Source organism: Novosphingobium sp. BL-S-32 (genome assembly GCF_056857055.1).
The window spans coordinates 1,781,534-1,807,349 of the sequence record NZ_CM166477.1; the positions used below are offsets into that span (position 1 = coordinate 1,781,534).

The following is a 25,816-nucleotide window of genomic DNA, read 5'->3' on the forward strand; positions in this document are numbered from 1 at the left end:
TCAGGGAAATCCCGTAGCCTGCTTTCCGGGCAGATACGTCGCCTACTTCACTTTACTTTCTCCTCGAAGGCACCGACATTTTTCTTGCCGCTCCCGCGGCAGAACTCCGCGGTTGACTGAGGATGCCAAACTGGCGCTATCAAGGATCCGCATGAGAAAGTCGTCGAAAGCAGATTCCTGACTTTCTTCTCCTGGAAGAAGCGAACATCTTGGTCGACCGGAGGGCATTATTGTTCTGTTCTGCAAATATTGTTACAAAAAGTCGCAACAGGTGGAATATTCGTTGTCTTCAGCGAGAACGAATATGGCGGGTGTCGGTCGGCCGCAGGAACGGGTGCTTTTCCTTAGTGATGGCGAGCGCCAAGAGTTGGGGCGGATCAGCCGTTCCCATTCCGCTCCGCACAGTGTGGTTCGTCGTGCGCAGATCGTTCTGACCTCAGCCGATGACGAGACAAACACTGCCATTGCGCGCCGGCTTGGAACCACGAACCCATAACGAAGAGAGGGTAGCGCAGTTGCCGCGCGCGGTTCTCGAGAGCAAGCCTGCAAACGGTACGCATTGGACAGTTCGCTCCGCCGCGGTGGCCACGAGCCTGTCCAAGACCACAGTCGGGCGCATGTTGGCGCTCTTCGGCGTTCAGCCGCATCGCTCGAAGAGCTTCAAGCTCTCGACCGATCCGCGGTTCGTCGACAAGGTCAAGGATATCGTCGGCCTCAACCTCAATCCGCCGGACCAGGGAGTGTCCTGTGCGTTGATGAGAAAACGCAATTCCAGGCGCTGGAACGCACGCAGCCCGTGTTACTGCTCGGTCTTGGATATCTCGAAGGCGTCACGCACGACTATGTCCGGCATGGCACGACGACCTTGTTCGCCGCCCTCGATATCGCGAATGGCCAGGTTCTCACTCAGTGTCGCGCCCGTCACCGGCACCAGGAATTCCTGGGTTTCCTCAAGCACATCGAGGCGAATGTCCCGTCTGACCTCGACGCTCATCTGGTGGTCGACAACTATGCCGCGCACAAGCATCCCAAAGTCCGCGCCTGGCTTGCCGCGCGACCGCGCTTCCATGTCCATTACACGCCGACTTATGCGTCTTGGCTCAACCAGGTCGAGCGCTGGTTTGCGCTCCTCACCCAACGCCTGATCCGTCGCGCTTCTTTCGTCAGCGCCAAGAACGTCGTCGATAAAATCAACGCCTTCGTTCAGGCATACAATGCCAACGCGAAATGATTTGTCTGGACAGCCACAAGCGAGGCGATCCGCGAAAAGGTCGAACGCCTATGTAAGGCTATTTGCGGGATAGGGCGGCCCTGACCCCTTCCTTGCAATGGGTCTCATTGCTGCCATCCGGGGATTCCGCCTCCCCGCTAAGGGGAGGAGGATGCCGTTCATTTCCGCACAGTCGCGATCGCACCTGAGATGCCGACGTTTTCCGGCGTGCCGCTTACTGTGGAGCCGTTTACGTAGAACGTGCCGGCCAGTTCCTGCGCATCGGATCCGAAGAACTGCGCTGTAAGGCTACCCAGGCTACTGCCTCCACGCGAAATGCTGCCCTGCAGGCTGGAGCCTCTCGCGGACATCTGCCCGGCCATGTCGTAGCTGCCGAAGTCGGCCCGTGCACCCGAAGCCCGCTCGGTGCCTGCAAGCGCCAAGGTGCCCCCGAAAGTCTGCGCGCTGAAATCTACGTCGAGACTTGAGGTTCCCTTCACGTCGTATCGCGTCGCACCCGTGCTGCCGAAGCCGGTGCCATAGGCAACACCTTCGTATCGGCCCGTTCCGGTGCGTGCCGCCAGGAAGTCGCCTCCGGTGGCGAAGCCGTAGGTGAAATAGGAATCCTGCGTCAAAGCCCCACTGCCGGTTGCAGCCCAATGCCCGAAGGACGAGTAGGTCAGCGCCAGTTCGGTGTTCTCCGCGCCCGACTTGTAGAGTTCCAGCGTTACCTGCTCAGGACCGTATCCATTGTCTCCGGTCTTGGTGTAAGTGTTGAAGTTGGGGTTACGGCTTGCGATCTTCTCGTTGATCGTAAAGCGTCCGCCGACCATGTCCGAGGAATATCCCTGGAAGTCGAATGTTTCGGAGTTCAGCCACCGCACGGTGCTGCCGCCGGTTCCGGTAAGCGCGACTGACTGCTGGCCAGCGAGAAGCCCGGCAAAAGTCTGGGCGTCGGGTTGCTGGCTTGCGTCGCTCGATCCTACGATGGAGCCGACCGCCGCCATGCCCTGCGCATTTGCGGTCTGGAACGTGGCGCCCAATTCTTCGCCTTTCGGACCGTAGAACCGCCCCGCGATCGTCCCCGAGGACTGGCCATAGGAACTGCCGTAGACAGCGCTACCCTTGAAGGTCCCGTCTCCGGAAGACAGGGTGCCACCCGCGCGCAGTTCGATACCGCCGCCTGTTACGCCCTTGTCGGTAACCAGTCCGCTTTCCGAGCTGTAGGTTTGTGCAGTGAACACGCCCTGCGTGAAATCCACGCTGAATTTGCCACTACCCTGCATCGACATGGGTTCTTCGCCGGGCATCGTGACCACCCCGAACATGTCGATCCCATAGGCTGCGGCGCCGGTTCGCGGAACCGCTGCCGACGCCGTGGGCAGACCGTAGGTGAAACTCGAGAAGTCGGTTGACTGGTGACCGTCGGCAACGGTGTTGCTCTGCCAGTAACCCATGGCGACATACCGCTTGGCCGCTTGCCCGGTATAGGGCTGCTTCACCAGAGTCAGCGTCTCGCTGTGAGCTCCGTCTGAACGCCGATAGGAGGTGTCGTAGGCATCCTGCGAGTTGACGTCGGCGGCATCGAAGGTCTGGCTTCGTGCGCCGGTAACCAGTGCGTAGGAGCCGGCCGCGGCATCGTAGCGGATCGACAGGGTGGCGGCTTCGCTGCTCCCCTTGATCGCCGTCCCGGTCGCCAGATCCCAGGTTCCGTGCAGGGTCGCTGCGTCATTGGTGAACGCCTGGCTGACCTTCAGGTCGGTCATAGTCGTATTGGCTTTGGGAGTTGGCGTTGGAGTCGGTGTGCTCTGCACACCGCCGGAGCCGCCCCCGCAGCCCGAAAGCCACAGCAAAGCGACGGCGCTTGCCGCACAGTAACCGATCTTCATGTATGCCCCCGTTTCGTAATCGCGCCCGGCCCATGTCTTGGGCGGTGCATCAAGGTCAAGTCTCGATCGGCAATACGGGTTAAATTACTGAAACCGCCTTCCGGTTATGGAAACGACGGATCCGCCGTCTGGACAGCGATCTGCCTGCTGCGATAAGCGCGCCCCGAACGGGGGTGTACCATTTCAATTCGTCGACTGCTGATCGCGGTGATGCTGGCGGGCATCGCCGCCGGTGCTGGCGCGCAGGACAGCAATGGCCTGCACGCGCCGATTTCCGCAACCGAACATCTCTCCGCCGCGCAAGTCTTCGCCCTCGCCGGGCAGGCGCGCGACCGGGGCGATTTCGTCACCGCCGGAACTGCCTATCGCGCATTGGCGCAGGATCCCGATCTCGAAATGCGCACCGAAGCGCGCTTTCGCCTCGGCATGATGCTGGCGGACGATCTCAAGCGTTACAGCGATGCCGCGCTCGAATTCCGTCGCATCCTCGATGACAAGCCGGGCGCTACGCGGGTCAGGCTGGAACTCGCGCGCATGCAGGCGATGCTCGGCAACATGGCCGGTGCACGTAGGGAACTGCGGGCAGCCGAGGCCGCGGGACTGCCTGCGGCGGTGGAGCAGCTGGTGCGCTTCTATTCGCGCGCGCTCAACGCCCGCAAGCCGCTGGGCGGATCGATCGAGGTCGGGCTTGCCCCGGACAGCAACATCAACCGCGCCACGCGATCCGATACGCTGGGCACCGTGATCGGCAATCTCACGCTCAACGACGAAGCCCGCGCGAAGTCAGGCGTCGGCCTCGACGTGCAGGGGCAGGGCTATTTTCGTCTGGGTATCGAGCCCGGCACTGACCTGCTGGTGCGCGCTTCGACGGACGCCACACTTTATCGCGATACCGATTTCACCGACATCACTGTGGCGCTCCAGGCAGGGCCCCAATACACTTGGGGCGGCAATCAGCTGACGTTCTCGGCCGGCCCTTCGCGCCGCTGGTACGGGGGGCAGCTGTTCAGCACCACGATCGGCGGCGGCGTCAACTGGCAGCGCCCGGTGGGCAGGCGCGGACAAGTGCGGCTCGACGGCAATATCGGCCATGTGACCAACCAGCGCAACGCATTGCAGACCGCGGACGACTTCACACTGGCGGCCAACCTGGACCGAGCCTTCAGCGCGCGGTTCGGCGGCGGGTTGCAGATATTTGGTTTTCGCGAGGCGGCCCGCGATCCGGGTTATTCGCTGACGATGGGCGGAACCTCGGCCTATCTATTCCGCGAACTGGGTCGCACCACACTGGTAGGGACGCTGGGCTATAGCCACCTCGAGGCGGACGCAAGACTATTCCTCTATCCCGAACGGCGGGTCGAGGACCGCTACAGCGCTAGCATCGCGGCGACCTTGCGGGCATTGCATCTAGGCAGTTTCGCCCCACTGGTGCGCGTGAAGTGGGAACGCAACCGCTCGTCGATCGAGATCTACGACTATCGCCGCGTGGTCGCTGAGTTTGGTGTAACATCCGCGTTTTGAGGCTGCCACACCCGATCCTTGCGGACACTCGATGCATGGCCGGTCGGTCGGTCAGTTGGCCCATTGCAACGGGGTGTTTTCTGCGATCTGGTGGGAAAGCAGGTAGTGGTGCGGGGCCAACGTGCGGTCGTTCAGGTCCGCCTGTTGGTTGATGGCTCTACGGCAAGTTTTGAGTCTCGGGCTTGAACGTCGACCAGCGTCGGCTGGGCAGCGAACCATTCTCCCGTCATGGGTACGTCCAGGACCATGGGTGCGGTCATGCCTGTCAAGCGCAAAGCGCCGGTAAAAGTGGTGGTTTTCCAATGACCATGCGGGATTGGCGATTGACAGCGCATGCCGGGCTTTGCCCATCCGCGCAGGCGCCCCAACTTCGTTGAGGCGCCGGTTTCATCGATGAACACGAACCGTTCGGGATCGAGTTCGGGCTGAGCCTTAAACCATGCGCGCCGCCGCGCGAGAACATCAGGCCGCTGCTGCTCGCTGGCGTGCGCGTTTTTTTGACCGTCATCGAGTGACGGTCGAGGAAACGCCAGATGGTGCTCGGTGCGAATGTGGCTCCATGCGCTGATCGTAGCATCGCGGTCAGCTCAACCAGCGCGATGTCCGCCTGCTCCTCGATTGCACCAAGAATGACATCGCGATGGGCTTCAATCCAACGTGACCGCATGTCGCCGCCTTGAAGCTTGGCGCGCCTAGATCCAGTTTCCCGCCATTCGCGAACCTCGCGGATCGTGCTCGCGGCAGCAACTCCAAAACGCTCGGCTGCAGCACGTCGAGATAGCCCACTATCAACCGCCGAAATTACCCGCGCGCGCAGATCCTTTGAGATGGACTTCGTCATGCCAGGCTGGCCTCCTCGTCCAGCCAACATGTTGATGATGTGGACACTCTCGCACTGACTGGCAGTTGCTCTGCTGCCGGTTGGTCAACCGAGAGGAAGAGGAGCGCTTACGATGACGATCACGACGATTGGACTCGATCTGGAGGAGAGCGTTGTTCAGGCACACGGGGACCGACGAGAGCGGTGCCGCGGTGCTGGTGAAAATGCCGAACCGCAAGCAGATACTTGCCTTTCTTCTCAACTCTGCGCCATGCCTCATCGGTGTGGAGGCATACGGAACGGCGCATTATTGGGAGCGTACGCGCTGCGATGGGCCACGAGGTGCGCCTGATCCCGCCGTCCTAGGTGAAGGGCCATGTGAAACGCGGCAAGAGCGATGCGCTTTATGCCGAAGCGATCTGCGAGGCCGTCACTCGGCCAACCATGCAATTCGTGCCGCTCAAATCGGTTGAGCAGCAGGGCATTCTCATGGCCCATCGCGCCCGTTCATTGCTTGTGCGCCAACGCACCATGCTGGCCAATGCCGTGCGAGCGCGTCTAGCGGAATTGGGCTTTGTTGCAAATCTCGGCATCGCCAACCTCATGAAGCTGGCCGAGCAGGCACTTACCGACAGGAACGCTCTGCCCGTCTATGCCCGGACGGCGCTGGAGGTACTGGTCGGGTAAGTCATGACAATCAGCGGCGAGATCACGACGCTCGACCGGCAGTTGACCGCCTGGCGTGCCGACAGCGAGGCAAGTCGCAGGCTAGCTGCGTTACCGGGCTATCGTCACGGCAACGGCGATCGCTGCCACCGTCACCGATCCCGAACAGCTCCGTTCCGGCCGTCAGTTCGCCGCCTGGCTCGGCCTGAGCCCACCAACATTCCACCGGCGGCAAGACCCGGCTCAGCGGCATCTCCAAGCAGGGAGATCGATATTTGCGCCGACTGCTCGGTGTCGGCGCGACTGCCGTCATGCGCCACGTCAAAGATAAACCAACGTCAATGGCCGAATGGATCACAAAGCTGTCGAAAAAGAAACCCTTGCGACACGTCTCCGTCGAGCTGGCCAACATGCTTGCCCCGATCGCATGGGTCGTGCTGACCCGAAAGGAAGCCTACAGGCCATATCATCAACTGGCCGCCTGATAGAACACCGGAATTGGCAGTGGCAGTCGATGATGAGTAACAATCGAGCCAAGGGTGATATCAACCCGTCTGATTCCCTGCGCCTTAAAAGCGCGTCACGTTTATCAGGGACCTCACCGGCGGATTTCCATCAGGGCCAGCGGCAAACCCGATGTCGCATAAACAGACCGACACATGAAAGAAACCGATCAAATCCATACCGACAAAAAGCCCTTGCCATAAGGTCTACACATGATTCAGACTTTTATCGATTTGGGAATCCCCCTTGATCCAGTCCGATCAGATTATGCTCTAGCCCAATTTTATGCGAACATGCTCATGATTTGCAAATCGCCGGCGCTGTATAGTTGAGATTCAAAAGCCGAAAGTAATTCTCGCCCAAGGCTATGTCGCGAAAAGCTTCGTCGTTCAGCACGCGGTTAACGCGGCTGGTGATCTCAAGCTCTTTAGCATATTGCTCAAAGCTCTTGTTGCCTGCCGCAACAAAATCAGAGCCATTGAGAATTCTCGTAGGATAAGCATTAAAAAATGCAACGAACTGCGGACCATATTCGTGGTAGGCTTCGTACAGAACATCCCATGAGATATCGAGCATCAGATTGGGGTCTGCATCTAATGCCTTCTTCATAATCGCGATATGCTGGGCGGGATCCATCTTGGTCAACTCCCTGGAGAGCCCCATGTGCGCCCACACGATCTTGTTATTGGGATAGGTTTTGAGGATTTGCTGCATGAGCGGCACGAACTGCGTCGGATTTGCGTCGTTGCCGAGGTCCGAATGCAGCGTGATGGGAATGCCGCGCTCTTCGAGCAACTTCATGAACGGTTTCCATTTCGCGATGCTCTCCGCAGTCGCGGGTTCATGCAGGTTTTTGAGCAGAGCCTGCTTTTCGACGTTAACCTCGCCCATCCATTTGTACATTCCTGGAAATTCGCGGTCATACAGTTCTATCGTCTGGACTGTATTTTCCGGATGCGCGAGATCGGGGAAGCTCATCGACAGGGTGATGTTGACGTTCGGGTGAGGGAAGACTTTCGTCTCCTGTCCATTCACAAAGTCGTTCTTTATGCTCGGCAGTGCAGCCGTGCCCGGGCAATCCAGATAATAAGTGCAGGACGATCGCATATCGAGCGACTGGCCGATCCCGAAATAATTGACGAAGCGCACGCCCAGTCTGTCGAAGTAATCGAAAAGCTGCGTCGGTGGTATTGCCTGACCACCAAAGGGTCGGGGATGGAAATGGGCATCGACCAGGGCAGTATAAGATTCCGTTTTGCGATTGTAGCAATCCTGCGGCTTGCCTTTCTCAAATGAGGAAAGTGGGCGGTTTGGCCGCGCCATCTGTGCCGGGGTTGCCGGCGGGCCAAGCGACGCCAACGGAATACGCTGAGGCTTTGCCGCAACGGATTTGCTGCCCACCGCGGTTGCCAAAATGGCCATCGCGAGCGTCAACAAGCCAAAGCGGGCGGATGAAGTCATCCTCAACATAGGGTGAGCCTCTCTGTTTTCGGCATCAAATCGCATCAAGAAAAAGTTCTGACGTTCGACAATGGTATCCAGAAAACCGGCTTTGCCGTATAAATCGAGAATTGCGCTTTTCACCCCGTTCGGGGTCCATCAAAATGCCAGGATCATATCGGTAGAGAAAGCCCATCCGGTACCGCCCACCAGATAAGGCACGCTGGAATAGCCCACCGCAGACCGATACATGTAGAGCGCCTGCGTATTGATCTTAACTTCGCGGCGCTTGAACGGATACCAGTTGACGCCGAGCGCGAGGTCCCATGGATCGCCATATTCGCCGAAAATCATGGAACCCGAAGCATAGGCTTGCAGCCTCTCGCTCAAGACCATTGCCGAGCCCTGAAGCTGAAAGCCCGTGTCATAGAGGCTGTTCACCGGAATATAGCCAACCTTCTCGAAGTCATTGACCCAGCGGAAATAATACTCACCATCCAGAGAAAAGCCACGATACTTGAACCCGCCATTGACCGCGAGCATGGCATAAGTTGCCTTCTTGACGTGCCCGCCCGTGCGGAACGGATCTGCAGAGAAAAGCAGCGTCCCATCTGACAGACGGATCTGGCTGTTCTCGAAGCTTTCCGTGCCCGGCTGGCTCTGCGCATCTTCGCGGCTGTGCGTGAAGTGGACGCCGAACAAGGTGGCGAGTTCCTCGTGCGATTCAAAGTCGCCAAAGCCCTCCCCGGGGCCGTATTCACCCGTCGTGGGCATCCACCACAGAGCGCCGGACACCGTATTGAACCCATTGTCCAATTGCACCGCATCCACGCCAAGCTGGCTCAAATTGTTGCCGATCATGGCGCGATACTTCACGCGCGGCACGATCTCGCCCCAGGCCCAGATGCCCATGGTATAGGATGCGCGGAAGTATTCGTCTGCCATCGTGCGATTGTCGTTTCTGAGCCAGTTGGGGAAGGTCCAGTTGGTCGTCCGTGTGCTAGGCAAAGAGCCGACACCGGCCGCAACGCTGATCGCATCGTTGAAATGATAGCTCAGATAGCCGCCCAGCACGACCTGCGCGCCCAACCCTTGATTGGTATTGGCAGTCCAGGCGTAGAGCAGATACCGGAAGTTCGGATCGAACAGCCACCCCTTGAAGTTCAGAGTGATCTTCTGAAGCTGAACGTCATTACGACGATCCAGATTGAAAGTGCGGCCGAACGAATCCGTATAGGTCTTGTTCAGACCCGTGGAGTTCAAATAACGGGCGTAGGAAAAAGCGGCGAAATCCAGTTCGCCCTGATCCGTGCGCGTCAGCACCAATCCCTTACTGCCCTCGTAGGTGCCCCAATGTGCTTCCTGGGCGGGTTGGCCGATCGCACTATGCTTTGCGGTGCCGGCGGCCGACAGGGTCGTTTCCGGCGCGAGGACCTGCCGGACGGACGGGTCGCCGGCAAGCGCCTGACTGAGGGGCTGGCCCGGCTTGCCGCGCCCCTCCAGTTCCTCGATGCGGGCGTCGCGCTCGCGAAGTTCCTGCTCCAACTGGCTCTGTCGCACTTCCAGAGCGCGAAGCCGCTCCTCAACCGATTCCTTGCGCGCGGGTGCTTCTTCGGCCGCCGGTACCGTGTCCGACCGTGCGGCCGGGGACGCGGATGCCAGCAGGATGGCCGAGGCACTGAGAACCAGATCACCCATTATCGCTCGGAAGCTCAGCGCCTTTCGCACAGAGCGGCACTACAGCTTTCCCCTGCACCGGGATTTCCGCAGACAAGAATCCGGTTGAAACCACCGGGCCGCCCGTCGCGGCGGGCATTCATCCGAACTGTGCATAGGGGTTGCCGCCCAGGGCGTTGGAAACATCCGCGATCGCCTTCTGTCCGCGGACGCTGTTACCTGCGGCATCGAGCGGCGGCGAAAAAGTGCCGATACCGAATTTGCCCGGCGATACGGCGAGAATGCCCCCGCCGACACCGCTCTTGGCGGGAAGGCCGGTATGGTAGAGCCACTTGCCGCTATCGTCATACATGCCCGCCGTCGACATGATGGCGAGCAGGCCGGGAACATGGCTGCGGTCAATGACTTGCTTGCCGGTGACCGGGTTCTTCCCGCCATTGGCCAGCGTCGCCCCCATAATCGCGAGATCGCGCGCGGATACGTTGATCGAGCAGGCGCGGGTATAGAGATCGACCGCAACCGCCGGGTCCATCGGGAAGCGTTCATAGGCCGACATCAGCGAACTGATGGCGCGATTCCGCTGGTTCGTGTCGCTCTCGGACTTGTAGACTTCCTGGTTCACCTCGAGCTTGCGACCGGCGAAATCGGAATGGAGCCCGATGATTTTTCCCCACACTTCGTCCGGGGAACCGCCCTTGATGTTTCCGACCGTCGCGATGGCGCCTGGATTGACGAAGGGGTTCATCTCCTTGCCGCGATGCTGCTCGACGGCGTCGATCGAGTTGAAGACCTGACCGGTCGCATCGACACCGACGCTGTCCTCGATCTTCTGGTCCCCGGATTCCTGCATCACCAGCGCCGCATTAAAGACCTTGCAAATCGATTGTATGGAAAACTGTTCCTGCGTATCGCCGGCAACAACGGGTTTGCCATCGGGTCCAGCCATAGCAACGCCGAAGTAGTTGGAGTTCACCTTGGCCAGCGCCGGGATATAGTCGGCGTTCTTGCCCTCGTTCAGGGTTTTATACTTGTTATAGGCGGCGTTGACCGCTCCGGCAAAATCGGGACTGCCGCCGGGGGCTGCGCTCGCCACGCGGGGAAAAGCAAGCGCCGCAACACCAACTCCAATGCCGCCCATCATTGCACGACGGTTAAATCGAAAGTTTTCCATCTCTGTGCACTCCCTTTCAAGGCCGCTTAGAGTTTCAGGTCCTTGCTCGAAAAGCTGATCTTGAACGAGAACTGCACGCGGAAGTCCTTCCCTTTGTCGTCATTTACATTGACGCGCTGTCCCCAGAGAAACTCCGCCCCGGTCAAAATCCGGGGAATGGGTGCCCACAGCAGGTTGCCGCTGGCATATTGGCCCCGGTGGAAAGTATCCCCCGTCTGGAAATTTGTATTGTCGACGCTGGTCTGGCTATAACCAAAGGAGGATGACAGTTCTTTGGTCCAATTTAAGTCGACATAGGCGGAAATGCCAAGCAACGGTACCGGCTTCGCCTCGAGGATGAGAAGATTCCGGAGCGGCGGTTGCGGTACGGTCGGCAGAATCGCGATCGGCTCCGCCGACGGCGCAAGGTCCATGCCGCCATCGTTCATATAGGAGGCGATACCTTCGCCGTAGACCACGCCGCCACGGAACGTCGCCATGTCCGCGAACTTGAACGAGCCGGTGAAATTCAGGCCCCAGCCGAGTTCGTGGCCTTTCGGCCTGTAATCCGGTTGGCCGGGGGTTTCATAGCTGATCTTGCGGAGAATTCCGCCAAGTCGCACATGCCCCCAATCCCCGCCGTACCGCACTGCGGCAGTCAGGTCGGGCAATTCGTTCTTGCCCCTGATGTCGCTGGACAAGCTTTCGTCGATAAGGCGAATGCCACCTGCGTCCACGTCATTGGTGGCATGTTCCAGCGCGGCCATGGCCTGGAACCCGTTCTTGTCGACAAATGTCACGCGGAGCTGCGGAGTACGGAGGAACACCATCCCCGCCGGGCCCCAATAATCGATCACATTGGGAAAGATGTCCCCGTCCATGAATACAGAATTCGTCTGGCCGGCCAGGACCGGCCCCCATTTGCCATAAGCGTGACGCAGGCGAACGGCAGTCTTGCCGGCATCGTCGCCCACGCCGAACATGTCGAACTCGAACTTGACTTCCCAAGGGTGGTCCAGAGCCTCACCGTTGGCCTTGGCGCCGAGGCGGGACTGCTTGACCGAGAATGAGGTTTCGCCATTCGATCCGAACTGTCCTTCGGGCGTTGCAATGCGCGAGGGGCGGAAGGCATCCTTCCAGTCGGGGTTCATCCGGCCATCAATATCCACGATGCCGTCGAACTGCGCGAAACCATAGACTTCGAAATCGACCTTGGAGTCCTGGGAAGATGAGGCATCTTGTGCCAGCACCGGCGTGGAGACGGCGAAACAGAATGCCGCGAGCGATCCGGGTACCAGGGACCGTGCTACGACTTTCGCTCTGGCTCTGCCAGGCGAGAGACGAGGATCTCCACTCATCTGCTTTCTCCCCTTTTTGCTGCCAGCTCCGAGTTCGGCCCATCACGGTCGACTTGCGAAGCGTGCCAGCAATGTTCAGCAATTTGCTGGGGATGCGTGATTTATTGTATCCGTGATTCCCCTCGATAATAATGGCGGAGATACCTTAGTTGCTGACGCCAAAAGATGTTCTATCTTAGAAATAAAATTTAGCCCCACGAATACTAATTTGGATCGATGATGGCCCGACTCTTGATGCGCAGATGCCATCTCTCGATTCATACGAATGTACGCTCGATGCCCCACCGGCCCGGCAAGACTTCGAAGCCCCAAAGCTAGTCTGATCGCTTGACAGTCTTGCTGGTCCAGTCCCCGATCCGACGAGGCATTGCCCACGTTTGCCGCCTGCACGACCTTCGCCGGTAAAAGACATGCCGCAATCAAGCGTAGCGCAGCCTAACCACCTTGAGCACATCCACGGCCCGTCACGCCCTGGATATCGTCGGTACAGACCAGATGAAGACCGCAAACCCGCAAGTATCAGACAGGCCGCATCGGTTCCAGCCTCTTTGCCGGCGGCTCTCGACAAGAATTGCGTCAACGCTTCGCGCATTCCTTGTCCATGCATCGATCCTTTGGCTGGCACCTTCTGCCCATGCCCAAAGCGTGCCGCTCGATCGCCTGGCAGACAATGAAGCAACGGTTACTACGGCCCTCTCGTCCGACCGGACTGACGCCAGCGGCGAACCTGCCAAGGCGTCTAAGCCCGATCTCCTTGTAGTGCCGATCCCCATGTCGAACCCGACGATCGGAACCGGGCTCACACTGGCAGCGGTACTATTCTACAATCCAAATGGATCCAGCCAGCCTTGGGTCACCGGCGGAGGCGCGTTCTACACCAGCAACAAAAGCCGTGGTGCCGCCGCCTTCCACAGTATGTCGCTGGACAACGACCGCATCAAGGTGCTGGCGTTCGGCGGTTACGCCAATCTCAAACTCAACTTCTATGGCATCGGCGCATCGGCGGGCGACCGCAATGTCTCGGTCAAACTGGACGACAAGGGTGTCATCCTCATCGCGCAGGGCCAATACCGGATTGCCCCAAATCTCTATGTCGGCGGGCGCTTCCAGTTCCTGGACCTGAAACAGAGCATCCAGCGCGAGAACCCGCTCTTTCCGGATCTCAACCTTCCGGACAATCTTCTGAACAGCCGGATTTCCGGGGTCGGCCCGTCAATAACCTATGACAGCAGGGACAATCAGTTCGCGCCGCGAAAGGGTGCCAACATTACTTTGGTGGGCATCTTCAATACGGGCGGCCTGGGCAGCGATTTTACCTACAACAAGTGGAGGCTTTCGGCCAACGGCTACTTCCCACTGACGTCGAGCGGCACTCTGGCAATACATGGCGGCCTCTGCACCGTGTCCGACAACGGCCCATTCTACGACCTTTGCATGTACGGTCAGAATGGCGATCTTCGGGGTTATGAGATGGGCCGCTACCGCGACGGCGCGATGGCGACCACACAGGTCGAATGGAGGCAGCATCTGGGCGGCAAATTCGGCGCCGTATTCTTCGCCGGGGCCGGCACCATTGCCGGCAGCCTGGGCGATCTGGGCAAGGGCAAGTTCCTCCCGAGCGCCGGCATGGGCCTGCGATACAAGGCATCCCAATCGACCGGCACGAACCTCCGGCTCGATTTTGCCATAGGCCGCGATTCCCATGCGATCTACTTCGGGATCGGCGAAGTGTTCTGAGACCGAAGCCACGTGATCGCACTCGACTGCCGCTGGCGGCGTCTGGGCGGGCCGGGATAATGGCCGGATCCGAATTGATCAGAAGTCGTAAACCAGACTGATCGTCGAATAGAGGTCGGTCTCCTGCGAACCGGTGGGCGGATTGGTTTCTGCATCGACCGTGAAATCAGCTCTCGCGGACAATTTGCCGTATAGATTTTTCGTCAGGGACGTGGTCGTCTTGAAAGTCTTGTTCTGCCTCGCAAGCACCGTGCCCGCATATTCGCGAATGGTAAGGGTGTCAGTGACTTCCCATTTAAAGTCGGTCGCGACGAACAGGCCTAGCTGATCGACGAAAGTGGAATCCGTGAAATCCGTCTGCCTCAAGGCGGGGCCCGCGTAGACATCCCAATCCAGATCGTCGTTGTCTATAATCTCATAGCCCCCGCCTGCGGATTCCGTGATGCGGTGGTTGATGCCCTGGAACTGGTTGCGATCGTAGCTGAGCGCTCCGAACAGGAAGAACGGCGATTTATCGAAGTCTCGCCGCGCGCGATAGGCCGTCGAGAGCCGCTCTTCCGTCCGGGTTCCGTCAGCGTCGCTGAGGTCGACATGGACTTCGATCCTGTGCTGCCAATGGGGGCCCTTGCGGTTTACGTTGAGCGCTGCGGTGAAATTCCATTCATCCGTATTGCCCGATGCAATATTGCCGCCCAGCGAGCCTTCACCGGTCCACCCTTCGACAATGCTGGCCTTTCCGGTTTTCGCCTTTTCCTCGTCCTTGATCCGCTCGATTAGATCGTCGATGGCCTGACGCTGCGCGGGATAGCGCCGCTTGGCTACGTTCTTGAGCGTTTCCCTTTCCTGCGGATTTGCCTCGCGGAGCAGTTCGGCCAGGCCGGCGGGCAAGTCCTGCCCCATCGCTGCCACAGGGCAAAGCGCCAGGATCACCGGCAAAATGGGGAATGGAATACGCATGAACGTGTCCTCCCATACGCCTCCCCGCAATGGCTCTGCCATCTTGATGAACTCTCGCGGAGGCGCAGGCTGTCAGGATATTTTTCGGTTAATGCATAAATGCTCCCCGGAGCGGTCCTTCTCCGGAGTTAGTTATCTCTGGATATCTCAGAATATCCTCATCGACGGCATAGCATGTTCCGAATGTTGTTTTGAATTTTCTACGCGACTATTTATCTAATGATGCATTATTGACAAGTATGCATATGGGATCATGCATTTTACGAGTCGCGCAGGTGCTCGTTGGCGCGGGATTGAAACGGGCAGCGTGATGAAGCGACCTGTCATCGGCTTCGCCTTGGCGGGTAAACAGAAGCAGATCGCATTACTGTAGCGGCGCCCTCGCCTGCATCTCGCCGGCGGTCACGCGCAGCGAACGGACTCTATAATTCATTCGCTCGGTGTCGGATCAACTCGTGGACAGACTCTACATCAGACTGAGAGACCTTTCGGCGGCCAGGTCATTGACCCTATCGTGTTTCCTGCTCCTCTATAGCATTGTGGAGATCTCCGCAGCTTTAGCGAATGCATCCATCGCAAGCTCGCGCAGCCATTTCTCCCCACGTCGGTGGGCCTCGGCAATCAACGGCGCGCTCAAGGACAAACGCAGAGCGCCTTCGCCGTGCGCCATGGCGACTGGCTGGCCAAGTTCGAAACGCCGCCGCAAGTGCCGCGATGTGCCCGCAGGAACCGGCATTTGGCGGTACACCTGCCGCGTCTGCTCCATCGTTGCACGGCGCTGCCCGGTGCCGGTCCGACGTACCAGGTAGAAGGGAAAAATCGTCCGCACGTCTTCGCCGATGCCGTCGCCGAGCGCGCGGGGATCGACATGGTCCAGCACCGGTTCGATCGCCGGGTTGCTCTGCATGGCTGCCAGCACGGCCTGGCTGAAGTTCATAGCGATGGCGCGCGTGGCCTGCTCGTCGAGCTTGCCGTAAGGGCGCATCTCGGCAAGCGCCGCTTCCCACCGCAAGAGCAGACCGGTGTTCGTGGGGACGCTCAGCGTTTCGGCAGCCCGCCATGCCTCGTCCCAATCGCACTGCGCAGAATAGCCCGCCAGCGCCGGCGGCATCGGCAGCGCGCGAAGCCTTGTCCCCACAGTCGAGGGCAGCAGCAGCGCGCCGGAAAAGATCGGGCCGCCCATGAACTTCGAGCCGGTGATCGCCAGGGCACAGCCGCCGTTGAGATAGCGGTTCAACCGCTCCGGCGAGAGGCGGAACTGGCAGGCGTCGACCAGCACCTCTACCGCGTCGCCATGCGCAGCTCTTACTGCCAGCACGCAACCCGGGCTGGGCGCGACGATGCCCGTCTTTGAAACATCGATAGCAACGAGCAGGACGCGGCGCCCCGCCGCCACTGCCTCGACAATCGCGGCCGTAATCTCGGCGTCGATTTCCGCCAGGTTGCGAGCCGATCCGTCTGGTTCGCGGAGCGCATAGCGCCGTGTTTCGATCGGTGCGCACGGCGATACCAGCGTGCCCTTCGTGACATCACCGCCCATGGCCGCATGGCCGGCAAAATGCCTGCCGGCGAGCGCGCCGGGCACGCCGCTGCCGGATTCGGCCGGCTCGGGCATCAGCACCAGCCAGGGGGCGCCGGGGCGATGCAGCGTCATCTGGGTGAAGATCAGGTGCGCATCCGTGCCCGACGCGGCGAGAATGGCCTCCACCCCCGAGTTTCGCTCCACGCCGGCGAGATCGAGAATGCCGCGCCGGATGCGGGCGGCTGCGGCCGCCGCGATCCCCCAGCGGAACCCGCCGCGGGTGTCGAGCCCGAGACGTTCGAGCAACTGCTCGGCGGCCGCAAAGCCCGCAGAGCCGATCGTGGAAGCCGTGGAGGAGCCGAGCCGCACCAGATCGGGATCCGGTTCGGCGATGCAGCCATAGCTGTTGCGGGCGGTCACCGGGTCCAGCGTGATGCGACCGTCTCCACCCTGGGCAAGCGCATCGGCCAGGCAGGCCCTAGCGGGAGGAAAGGCCTCGCAAAGATGGGCCGGGACCCGGCTGACCGCTGTCATTATCGAAACTCCATCGGGCAAACCACGCGGGCATCACCCCGGCGGAGGTCGCAGCGCACGCGTTGCCAACGCATTCTCCATCATAGCGCGGTGGCAGATCGGGCGGCGCCTGGATGCGCCCAATTTTTGGCGGGCGCTGTGCGGAAAGGATCCGCCGAAATACGCGCCGGTTAACCAAGCCATCCAGTGGGCGCCTATAATGGGGTGCATGAACGCGTTCTCTGCTACCCCTGTTCCGGCCGATATCCCGCGATCCCATCCGTCTGCTGGGCATCCTGGCGCCGCGGCTGCCGTGGAAGGGGTGTCGCTCGATCCGGGGGACTGGACGGCGCTGCGGGCGCAGGGGCACAAGATGCTCGACGATCTTCTCGACGCGATGGAAACCGTGGGCGAGCGTCCTCTTTGGCAACCCATTCCGGAACCGGCGCGCGTACGCATGCAGCGGCCCCTGCCCGCGCAGCCGACGCCGCTGGAAGTGGTACATGAGGACTTCCTCCACGATATCCTGCCGTATGGCAGCGGCAATGCGCATCCCGGCTTTCTGGGATGGGTGCAGGGCGGAGGAACCCCGGTGGGCATGCTCGCCGAAATGCTCGCAGCCGGCCTGAATGCAAATCTCGGCGGGCGCGAGCACATGCCAATCCATGTCGAGCGCCAGATCACGGCGTGGATGGCAGAACTGTTCGGCTTTCCCGTGGATGCCAGCGGCCTTTTCGTGACCGGGACGTCGATCGCAAACTTCATGGCCGTGCTGATCGCGCGGACGCGGGCGCTCGGCACCGGATCGCGACACACCGGCATCGCGGCAGCGGGGCGGACGCTGACCGGCTACACGTCCCGGGCGGCACATGGGTGCGTCGGCCAGGCGTTCGAAATGGCGGGGCTTGGTTCGGAATCCCTCCGCGCCATCGGCGTCGACGATCAGCACCGGATGGATGTCGCGGCCTTGCGGGCGGCGATCGCTGCCGATCGCGCAGCCGGGCTGACCCCCTTTCTGATCGTCGGGACCACGGGGTCGGTCGATATCGGTGCAACCGACGACCTGACCGCACTGGCCGCGGTGGCGCGCGAAGAAAAACTGTGGCTGCACATCGACGGCGCCTTTGGGGCGCTAGCGATCCTGGCGCCCGAGCTCGCCCCGCGCCTGGCCGGCATCGAGCAGGCGGACAGCCTGGCGTTCGATTTTCACAAATGGGGGCAGGTTCCCTACGATGCAGGCTTCCTGCTGTGCCGCGACCCGGCCATCCACCGCGCAACCTTCGCCGCAGACGCGCCCTATCTCCAGCGGGCGACGGACGGCATGGCGAGCGGCGCGCACTGGCCCTGCGACTATGGCCCGGATCTTTCCCGCGGCTTTCGCGCGCTGAAGACCTGGTTCACGCTCCGTACCTTCGGTTTGGCCGCGATCGGCGAGTCCATCGCGCGGTCATGTGATCTTGCGCGGCGGCTGGAACAGCGGATCGCCGCTGCCGAGGGGCTGAGCCTGATGGCGCCGGTCCAGCTCAACATCGTCTGTTTCGGCTTCACTGGCCCGGATGCCGACCGCCGCAATGAAGCTGCCGTCGCGCGGCTGCAGGCAGGCGGGCGTGTCGCGCCGTCGCTGACCCGGATCCATGGGCACCCTGCGATCCGCGCCGCCTTCGTCAATCACCGCACGAGCGAAGCCGATGTCGACGCGCTTGTCGACCTGCTCCTTGCAATGCCCGCCTGACCATTCGGAGGAATCCCGTGATCCATTCCGCCATCACCCGCGCCCTGCCTACCACGCTCGGGCCCGCGCGCCTCGGCCGCATGTTCGAAAACAAGCAGGATCTCTCCGAGCTCGTCGACACGATGATCGGGCGGATCTCATCAGAGACGATCGATGCCGGCGCGATGCTGGACCTTTCGTTTCTTATCCAGTTCATCGGCAATCGCGAGGAAGGTCTCTCGCTTCAGGCGCAGGCGATCGCGCAGCAGCGCATCTTCGAAAACGTCTATGGCGACGGATCGGACATCCGCGTGCTGGCGCTGCTCGCTCCTGGCGATCTGACCGCAAATACTCCGCTCGATTTCCTGCTCGAACATTCGAACGTCACGCTGATCACGGCCTATCTCGATCTCGAGGCGGACAATCCGCTCGACCTGCCGTTCCCCGAGCATGACGTTGCGATCATCGCGGCGGGTGAATCCCCGGAGAGCCAGGCGCTGCTGCGCCGGATCGACCGTCTGGCCGCGCAATGGCCGCGTCCGATCCTCAACGGGCGCGCTATCAATATCGCCAACCTGACGCGCGACGGCGTGGCTACCGCGCTCGCCGACGTGCCGGAGATCCTGGCCCCTACCACGCGATCCCGGACGCGCGCGGACATCGCGCTGGACCCGCCGCGCTTTCCCAGCACGATCCGGCCATCCGGTACGCAGGCCGGGATCGGCCTGGAAAAAGTGGAGAACCCGGAACAGCTCGCCGACTATCTGGCGCGCCATCCCGAGGAGCAATTCTACGTTGCCGACTTCATCGACTATAGCGGCCCCGACGGATTGTTCTGCAAGCAGCGGATCGTGTTCATCGACCGCGTGCCCTACATCAGCCATCTCGCGGTCTCGGACCATTGGATTGTCCACTATATGAGCGCCGGTATGGCCGAGAATGCGGGGCGCCGTGACGAGGAAGCGGCATTCATGGCAGCGTTTGATCAGGACTTCGCCGCGCGCCACACACGCGCCTTCGACAGTCTCTGCGACCGGATTGGACTGGACTATTTCGGCATCGATTGCGGTGAAACGTCCGACGGCCGCCTGCTGCTGTTCGAAGCCGACGTCGCGATGATTGTCCATTCGATGGAGGACGCACCCGAGTTCGCATACAAGAAGGTGCCTATGACCAGACTGTTCGACGCATTCATCGCGTTTCTCCGTAAAATGAGTCACGGTCAGTAACTTTGCGCGAACGATGTGAAAGCGAGGGCGAGATACATTTACGCCCTCCGATCCGGAATTCCAAAAATCTTTGAAAGTCTGATTCCGGCAGGAACTGGCCTTCGCCATAAAGCTTGCAAACGGCGGCTTCGTCCTACCTTGCGGTCGTTTTCGACCTCGGGTCAGCGACTTGAAGGGGACAAACCGGTTCGTCGGACGACACGGCCCTTGGACTCGGCCGGAGCCGGCACTGCGGGAATGGCATGTTTTAGGAGAGGCTGGGTGTCACTCGAACGAACGGGATGAGGGGCGTTGCAATTCGCTCGGTGTAGGCCGGAATAGCCACGTCAATCATGATCAGAGAACGGGTTGCCGGGTTTGGTCCCCGGGAACACGAGATCGTCGCGGTTGGCCGTGCGCATACGGCGGCGCAATTGTGCGACGGCTTGCGCCGAAAGCGGCACAAGGTGTTTGCGGTCCATCTTCATGCGCTCGCCGGAATACGCCAGAGCGGGTTGTGGCCGCCGAGGTCCTCGAACTCCATCCAGGCCGCAAAGCGCGTCTCGCTTGTCCGGCACCAGGTCAACAGTGTGAACAGCATCGCCTCCCACGTAATCTCGCGGCGCCGGCGATCCTCTTCCCCGTCATAGTTTTGAATGGCGTGCAAGAGTTCGGGAAGTTGCTGCAGTGGGAGCCGCGCCATGTGCCGCACTTTGGGACGCGCCTTGAGCGCACCTGTCAGATGCGCGGAGGGATCGAGCTCAACAAACCCTCGGCAATCGAAAACGGAAGATCTGGCCGATCGACTGGGAGTACGCGCCTACTCAGGTCCGACGCGCCGCGCGCTTCGACGGCCTTGATCGCCAGACATCCTGCCGAAATCAGTACGCGTCGGCCGCGATGCATCGCGACCGCTCATTGCCATCTCAGCGCAAAGCGCCTTGCCTGACTAAGCCGCGAGACCCAAAAGCAGCGGCGAGACGCCCTCGATATGCCATTTCATAGCAATGATTGCGGCAGTGGCGGCGCCGGCGTTTGCGACGGCTCTCCAGCTTCCGGCTTGCGGTTCTTCAGCATGGCGCCACAGCTCCAATGCAGCCGCGATCATCCAGAATGTAAGGATTTGGTAGCGCGTCTCCACCAACTGGAAAGTGTAACGGCCGGCGGCGCCGCAGAGTGCAAACACGACCGGAACCCCGATGGTAAGGAGGGATTTGGAGGAATACCGCATTGCACAATGTGGCGCGAACGGAGGGATAAGCCAACCCTTTGCCGCCAGTTTGAGCGGTTCGTGCGGCAATGCGGGCGCAGTAAGAAGACTGATTTGAGGGACGGCGGCGGCTCAGGGTCGCGAAAAAAGCCTGCCGCCTTTCTTGGGATCGGGTCGCCCAGCCCCCTTCTTCCTCCACAGAAACAAGCCTCCATGAACTAATGGAGCACCCACTCAATCATCAATAGGGATTAAATCCGGCCCGCAGCAGCATGGATGACGCCGCAGACGATGCCGGGCGCCCCGATTGGGATTAATGAATAGTGACCCAACTCTCACTTTGCTCGTGCAATTGCGAGAGACGAGCTCCAATGGCGTGTGTTAATCCGGCTTCGGAGCTCGAGTGTAAGTTCAGAATGACTTTTCAACACCAAGTTGGAACACGCGGCCAACGGTGAACGCGTTGCTTGGATCGTAGCCGTTCTGCCCCACGTTCTTGTAGACCGGCGGAACCTCGTTGAGGACATTCTTGACGTTCAGCGAGAGCGCAAGCCCATCAGTGATCCCCGTGCCCGCGAAAGTGTAGCGGAAGTAGAGATCGACTGTGTCGAAGGCACCCAGACGCGTCTGGCCGAAGGCGGATGGCTGCCCCTTGTCGGCCCGCTCAAAGCCCGAGACGTGATAAAGCGTGACCTGGGCCCTCAGCTTGTCAATGGTCGTGCCAAGGGACGCTGTGAACTTCGTCTTTGGCATTCCGTACATCAGATCGTCCACCAGCGCTGCAGTCGGACTCGCCTTGGTGTCCTGCTTGAGACGGATGTTGCCCGCGATCCGCGCATCGAAAGAGGCAAAGCTGGTGTCGAGCACATAGCTCGCATCGAAATCGATCCCGCTGAGATCGGTCTTGCCAAGGTTGCGTACCAGGGTGTCGAGTGCGACGCCTACCGGGGTGGCACCGCTGCCGCCAACACTTACCAAGGCCTGATCCGTCGAAGTCGGATTGAGCAGCGTGAATCCGATGTTATTCGGATTGGCGAGGCCGGACAGGATCTGGGCAAGCTGCTGTCCGGTCGGTCTGTACGTCCAGAGGTTGGGAAAATTGTTGTAGAAGTCGGTAAGCCCCGTGCCGGTAACCGGCCGACCGATCGTGCCATTGAGATTGATGACGTAATACGAAGCACTGAGCGTCAGGCCGTCGACGACGGGGGGCTCGATCGTCGCCCCGATCGACCAACTTGTGGCCTTCTGCGGGGTAAGGCCGGTGACCGAACCATTCCCCAGGTAGACGCCGGTTTCGCCGGTTGCGAACGACTGACCCGGAGGCGGCGAAAGGTACTGTCCGGGAATGAGCGTCGCCGTCGCCGATTGAGGCCCGAGCTGGTCAACCGGCGACGGCGCGGTAAACGACTTGCCCCAGTTTGCCCGTATCGAAATCCAGTCGATCGGCTTGTAGGTCAGAGCGAACTTCGGATTGAAGGTGTCTCCGAAGTCATTGTATTTGTCGTAGCGCGCCGAAGCTGAAACGATCAGCTCGCTCAGTCCTGCGCCGCCACCCGTCACGATCGGCGCCTGAAGTTCGCCGAACAACGATTTCACAGTCTGGGTGTAATCATCGCGCGGGAGCCACCTCAGGTTCGCATCCGTGGTCTGGCGCTGGAAAATATCACGCATGTACTCCGCACCGAGCGCGGCGCGCAGATCGCCTCCGGGCAGCTTGAAAAGCGGACCGTCGACAATGAAGCGATAGTTGAACAGTTCGTTGCGCCCGTAGCCCTGCTCGTAGCCGTCGAGAATGTCGGACAAGACTCCGGGGTTGGTCGCCGCCAGATTGTAGGGATTGAGCGTCCCATTGGCGAGCGCTGCCGCCTGCGCGATCGGATCGACGAGGTTGTTCTGGTAGGAAACGCGGCTATTGCCGTAATTGAACAGCGCCCGGGCCTGCCAATTCGATCCCATGTCATAAGTCAGAGAAGGTGCAATGCTCCATGTCTCGAGGTCGGTTTTCTGAGTCTGCGAGCGATAACCGTCGACCGAGGCATAATTGAACCGGACGGTCTGCGGCTTGCCCGCATCTGCGCCGCCGGCGTCGATGTAATTCGGGTTGGAGGGCGTGAGTGTGACGGTTCCGGTCGTATTGCCGAGCGTTCCCAGCGCGCCGCCATTTCCGCGGGTCTGGCGATTGGCGTAGAGCGCGGTGATATCGATGTTCAGCGAACTTCCCAGTTCCTGGGTGAAGCGCGCCATTGCCGAGTGCAGCTCGGCGGCCGGATAGATTGCAGTGTCATCGGATGGATCGCAAGTGTTGGGGCCTCCTGAAACAAGGCTCTTTCCAGAAACGAGGTATGTATTGCTGCCGATCGACACCGTCGGATCGGCGCAGTTGCGTCCGACTGGCACGCCGGTGTTCCAATCGATCCGCTTCACCCACTTGCGGTCGGAACCGAAGATCGCATCGTGCTTGGAGAAGTTATAGGCGACATACAGCCCGCCTCCGTCCCACGTCTTTCCGGCAATCACTCCGCTGTCATAGGATGTGAAATCGTCACCTATGCCGACGCGGGCATCAACCTTGACCCCGTCATAAGTCTTGCGCGTCATGAAATTGAGGACACCGCCCAGCGCGTCGGAGCCGTAGACCGCCGAGCCACCGTCAAGCATGGCTTCCACGCGCTCGACCGCTGCGGGGGGAATGATGTCCGGATCCACGGCCAATTGCTGGGTTCCGGCACCGACCACGCGGCGCCCGTCGATCAGAACAAGGGTCTGGGCGCCACCGCTGGTATTTGCTGCCGGCAGCGCGCGCAGGTTGGGACGCGCGATCGGATTGCTGGAATTCGCGCCGGAGACCGGCGAAACGCCGGCAGGCACAATACCGAAGAAGTTCGAGACTTGCGGCAGGCTTGCGAGTACTTCGTTCGTCGATGTTCCGCCCGAAACTTTCGACTGCTCTTCCGTGATGCCGACCACGTTCGAGCCCGCTGGCGCAATACCGCGGATCAGAGTGCCGGTAACGACGATCTGATTGTCGCCGGAAGCCTGCGGCTGACTGCTCTCCTCTTGCGCGAACGCGCATGCCGGCATCAACGACGTCAGGGCAACGCCCGCGGTCAGGCTAAACCTGCGCGCGCGCAGACTCGTACGCATCATCAAATCTCTCCCTGGGTTTATTTTCATTTAGTACACTCTAAAACGATAACGCCGCAAAGCAGCAGATCGAAAGCCCTCATGCTCGTCAGCAAGAACTGATCGAGCCGGCGATGAATCTGCAATATTTATGCTGCTTTTTGGCGCATAGGCGCGAAATTTCCAGCTTGGAGGGCCGTTTGGCGCCCAGGTGAAGACGTCGGAATGTTCCTAAACAGGATACTTTTGAGATGGACTCAGGGCCCGCAATGACGCACATTCCCGAGCGTAGACGACCGCAGGAAGCGGCGCTCAGATTGGGAGAGCTGGACTTGGAGCAGCTTGAAACGGCAGGCGCCGAATGGCGGCGCTATTGGCCGATGGTCCTTGCGGCCTGCATCGGTTTTTCATTCATGTCATTCATGACGGCCGCAGCGGGCGTTTTCATGGATCCTCTTGCCGCCGAGTTTCATTGGGGTCGCACCGAACTCTCGCTCGGGATGGCCATTGCCTCGATGCTTTCGATCCTGTGCTCGCCCTTCATCGGCATTCTCATCGACCGTCACGGCTCGCGGCGGATGGCGCTGCCCGGCCTCGTCCTGACGAGCCTCGCCATCGCCGCCTTCTCGCAGGCCAACGGCTCTCTGGCCCAATGGCTGGGACTGTGGATCGCATGGGGCGTCGTCGCACTGCTGGTGCAGTCGACCTTGTGGTCCGCCGCAATCGCCAGTGTATTCAGGGTCGGCCGGGGGCTGGCGCTGGGCGTGACCATGTCCGGCACAGCCCTCGCGCAAGTCGTCGCCCCGCCCCTGTCCAATTACCTGATCGACATGTTCGGCTGGCGATCAGCCTATGTCGTACTCGGTTTGGGATGGGGCGGATTTGCCTTGCTGCTGTCCGCCCTCTTCCTTTTCGACGTCCGCGATCGTGCGCGCCGGCAATCCCTTCAGGCGCAGGGAACCACCGAGGAGACCGTCAAACTTCCCGGCCTCGGCATTGGTGAAGCGTGGCGCGATGCCTCACTGTGGAAGGTCGCGGTGGCGACTTTCCTCGTTCTGACCGTCACGATTGCAGTGGTCGTGCACCAGTTTCCCATTCTCGTCGAAGCAGGCATGAGCCGCACGCAGGCAGCCTGGCTGGTAAGCCTTTCAGGTGTCGCAGGCGTCATGGGCAAGCTCGTTTCGGGCACCCTCATCGATCGCTTCCATGCACGGATGGTCGGCGGCATTACGCTGGCATCGACCGCGATCGGATGGCCGATGCTGATGGCGGGCATTGCCACGCCCGTCACCATCGTGATCGGCATCATGATCAGCGGTTATGCCGCAGGTACCAAGATCCAGCTCTGCAGCTATCTGACAGCCCGATACGCAGGCATGCGCAATTACGGAACGATCTTCGGCTTCATGACCAGCGTCATAGCGCTCGCCTCGGCGATCGGCCCCTTGGCCGCTGGCGTCTCCTACGATCGCTATGGAAGCTACACTCCGCTGTTGCTCGTCGGCGTTGCCATATCCCTGATTTCGGGCGGTCTGGTCTTCAGTTTGCGCAGCTATCCGGATTGGGGCGTTCAGGCGCCTGCCCGGGCATGAGGATTGCA

17 protein-coding genes and 2 pseudogenes are annotated in these 25,816 nt (G+C 60.5%); 7 read left to right on the plus strand and 12 right to left on the minus strand.

The annotated features are described in order from the left end of the window. Nucleotides 1-304 precede the first annotated feature (304 nt). Nucleotides 305-1,315, plus strand: a pseudogene (locus AC1VVK_RS24245) (IS630 family transposase). Nucleotides 1,316-1,389: 74 nt separating this feature from the next. On the opposite strand, the gene AC1VVK_RS24250 reads toward AC1VVK_RS24245, so the two are convergent. Then, nucleotides 1,390-3,099: a transferrin-binding protein-like solute binding protein gene (locus AC1VVK_RS24250; protein WP_482905714.1), complete on the minus strand. Its 1,710-nt coding sequence runs from the start codon at nucleotides 3,097-3,099 to the stop codon at nucleotides 1,390-1,392. Nucleotides 3,100-3,309: 210 nt separating this feature from the next. On the opposite strand from AC1VVK_RS24250, the gene AC1VVK_RS24255 reads away from it, so the two are divergent. After that, entirely contained in the window at nucleotides 3,310-4,620 is a 1,311-nt protein-coding gene (locus AC1VVK_RS24255) for a surface lipoprotein assembly modifier (protein ID WP_482905715.1), read from the plus strand. A gap of 265 nt (nucleotides 4,621-4,885) precedes the next feature. On the opposite strand, the gene AC1VVK_RS24260 is transcribed toward AC1VVK_RS24255, so the two are convergent. Continuing rightward, a complete protein-coding gene (locus tag AC1VVK_RS24260; protein WP_482905716.1) occupies nucleotides 4,886-5,461 on the minus strand; it encodes a transposase in 576 nt (191 codons plus the stop codon). 112 nt (nucleotides 5,462-5,573) lie between these two features. Here AC1VVK_RS24260 and AC1VVK_RS24265 point away from each other — a divergent pair. Beyond that, a pseudogene (locus AC1VVK_RS24265) lies at nucleotides 5,574-6,591 on the plus strand (IS110 family RNA-guided transposase). A 316-nt stretch (nucleotides 6,592-6,907) separates the two neighbouring features. Here the strand turns inward: AC1VVK_RS24265 and AC1VVK_RS24270 are convergent. The 4 genes from AC1VVK_RS24270 to AC1VVK_RS24285 all read right to left on the minus strand — a co-directional run bounded on the left by AC1VVK_RS24270 (nucleotide 6,908) and on the right by AC1VVK_RS24285 (nucleotide 12,235). Next, nucleotides 6,908-8,194 carry an amidohydrolase family protein gene (locus AC1VVK_RS24270; protein ID WP_482905717.1) on the minus strand — a complete coding sequence of 429 codons (1,287 nt, stop codon included), beginning with the start codon at nucleotides 8,192-8,194 and terminating at the stop codon, nucleotides 6,908-6,910. A gap of 15 nt (nucleotides 8,195-8,209) precedes the next feature. Continuing rightward, complete coding sequence (locus AC1VVK_RS24275; protein ID WP_482905718.1) at nucleotides 8,210-9,748, minus strand: hypothetical protein; 1,539 nt, start codon at nucleotides 9,746-9,748, stop codon at nucleotides 8,210-8,212. A 118-nt stretch (nucleotides 9,749-9,866) separates the two neighbouring features. Continuing rightward, complete coding sequence (gene glsA / locus AC1VVK_RS24280; protein WP_482905719.1) at nucleotides 9,867-10,898, minus strand: glutaminase A; 1,032 nt, start codon at nucleotides 10,896-10,898, stop codon at nucleotides 9,867-9,869. A 26-nt stretch (nucleotides 10,899-10,924) separates the two neighbouring features. Then, nucleotides 10,925-12,235 carry a DcaP family trimeric outer membrane transporter gene (locus tag AC1VVK_RS24285; RefSeq protein ID WP_482905720.1) on the minus strand — a complete coding sequence of 437 codons (1,311 nt, stop codon included), beginning with the start codon at nucleotides 12,233-12,235 and terminating at the stop codon, nucleotides 10,925-10,927. Nucleotides 12,236-12,880: 645 nt separating this feature from the next. On the opposite strand from AC1VVK_RS24285, the gene AC1VVK_RS24290 reads away from it, so the two are divergent. After that, nucleotides 12,881-13,972, plus strand: a complete 1,092-nt coding sequence (locus AC1VVK_RS24290) for a BamA/TamA family outer membrane protein (protein WP_482905721.1) — start codon at nucleotides 12,881-12,883, stop codon at nucleotides 13,970-13,972. Nucleotides 13,973-14,050: 78 nt separating this feature from the next. Here the strand turns inward: AC1VVK_RS24290 and AC1VVK_RS24295 are convergent, their stop codons facing one another. Together AC1VVK_RS24295 and AC1VVK_RS24300 are read right to left on the minus strand one after the other, a co-directional pair. Beyond that, on the minus strand, nucleotides 14,051-14,929 hold the full coding sequence (locus tag AC1VVK_RS24295; protein WP_482905722.1) for a DUF481 domain-containing protein: 879 nt from the start codon (nucleotides 14,927-14,929) through the stop codon (nucleotides 14,051-14,053). A 529-nt stretch (nucleotides 14,930-15,458) separates the two neighbouring features. Continuing rightward, entirely contained in the window at nucleotides 15,459-16,871 is a 1,413-nt protein-coding gene (locus AC1VVK_RS24300; RefSeq protein WP_482905723.1) for a hypothetical protein, read from the minus strand. Between the two features lie 466 nt (nucleotides 16,872-17,337). Here AC1VVK_RS24300 and AC1VVK_RS24305 point away from each other — a divergent pair, with 466 nt between their 5' ends. Then, nucleotides 17,338-18,696 carry a pyridoxal phosphate-dependent decarboxylase family protein gene (locus AC1VVK_RS24305; RefSeq protein WP_482905724.1) on the plus strand — a complete coding sequence of 453 codons (1,359 nt, stop codon included), beginning with the start codon at nucleotides 17,338-17,340 and terminating at the stop codon, nucleotides 18,694-18,696. A gap of 17 nt (nucleotides 18,697-18,713) precedes the next feature. Beyond that, entirely contained in the window at nucleotides 18,714-19,904 is a 1,191-nt protein-coding gene (locus AC1VVK_RS24310; RefSeq protein ID WP_482905725.1) for an ATP-grasp domain-containing protein, read from the plus strand. Nucleotides 19,905-20,230: 326 nt separating this feature from the next. On the opposite strand, the gene AC1VVK_RS24315 is transcribed toward AC1VVK_RS24310, so the two are convergent. The 4 genes from AC1VVK_RS24315 to AC1VVK_RS24330 all read right to left on the minus strand — a co-directional run bounded on the left by AC1VVK_RS24315 (nucleotide 20,231) and on the right by AC1VVK_RS24330 (nucleotide 24,240). Then, nucleotides 20,231-20,371, minus strand: coding sequence for a hypothetical protein (locus AC1VVK_RS24315; RefSeq protein ID WP_482905726.1), 141 nt, complete (start codon nucleotides 20,369-20,371; stop codon nucleotides 20,231-20,233). Next, a complete protein-coding gene (locus AC1VVK_RS24320) occupies nucleotides 20,368-20,586 on the minus strand; it encodes a hypothetical protein (protein ID WP_482905727.1) in 219 nt (72 codons plus the stop codon). Before AC1VVK_RS24320 ends, AC1VVK_RS24315 begins: the two co-directional genes overlap by 4 nt. Nucleotides 20,587-20,832: 246 nt before the next feature. Continuing rightward, the gene (locus tag AC1VVK_RS24325) at nucleotides 20,833-21,069 is read right to left on the minus strand and encodes a hypothetical protein (RefSeq protein WP_482905728.1); all 237 of its coding nucleotides are present in this window, start codon (nucleotides 21,067-21,069) and stop codon (nucleotides 20,833-20,835) included. 435 nt (nucleotides 21,070-21,504) lie between these two features. Then, the gene (locus AC1VVK_RS24330) at nucleotides 21,505-24,240 is read right to left on the minus strand and encodes a TonB-dependent receptor plug domain-containing protein (protein ID WP_482905729.1); all 2,736 of its coding nucleotides are present in this window, start codon (nucleotides 24,238-24,240) and stop codon (nucleotides 21,505-21,507) included. A 308-nt stretch (nucleotides 24,241-24,548) separates the two neighbouring features. On the opposite strand from AC1VVK_RS24330, the gene AC1VVK_RS24335 reads away from it, so the two are divergent. Continuing rightward, a complete protein-coding gene (locus AC1VVK_RS24335; RefSeq protein ID WP_482905730.1) occupies nucleotides 24,549-25,808 on the plus strand; it encodes an MFS transporter in 1,260 nt (419 codons plus the stop codon). Nucleotides 25,809-25,816 lie beyond the last annotated feature (8 nt).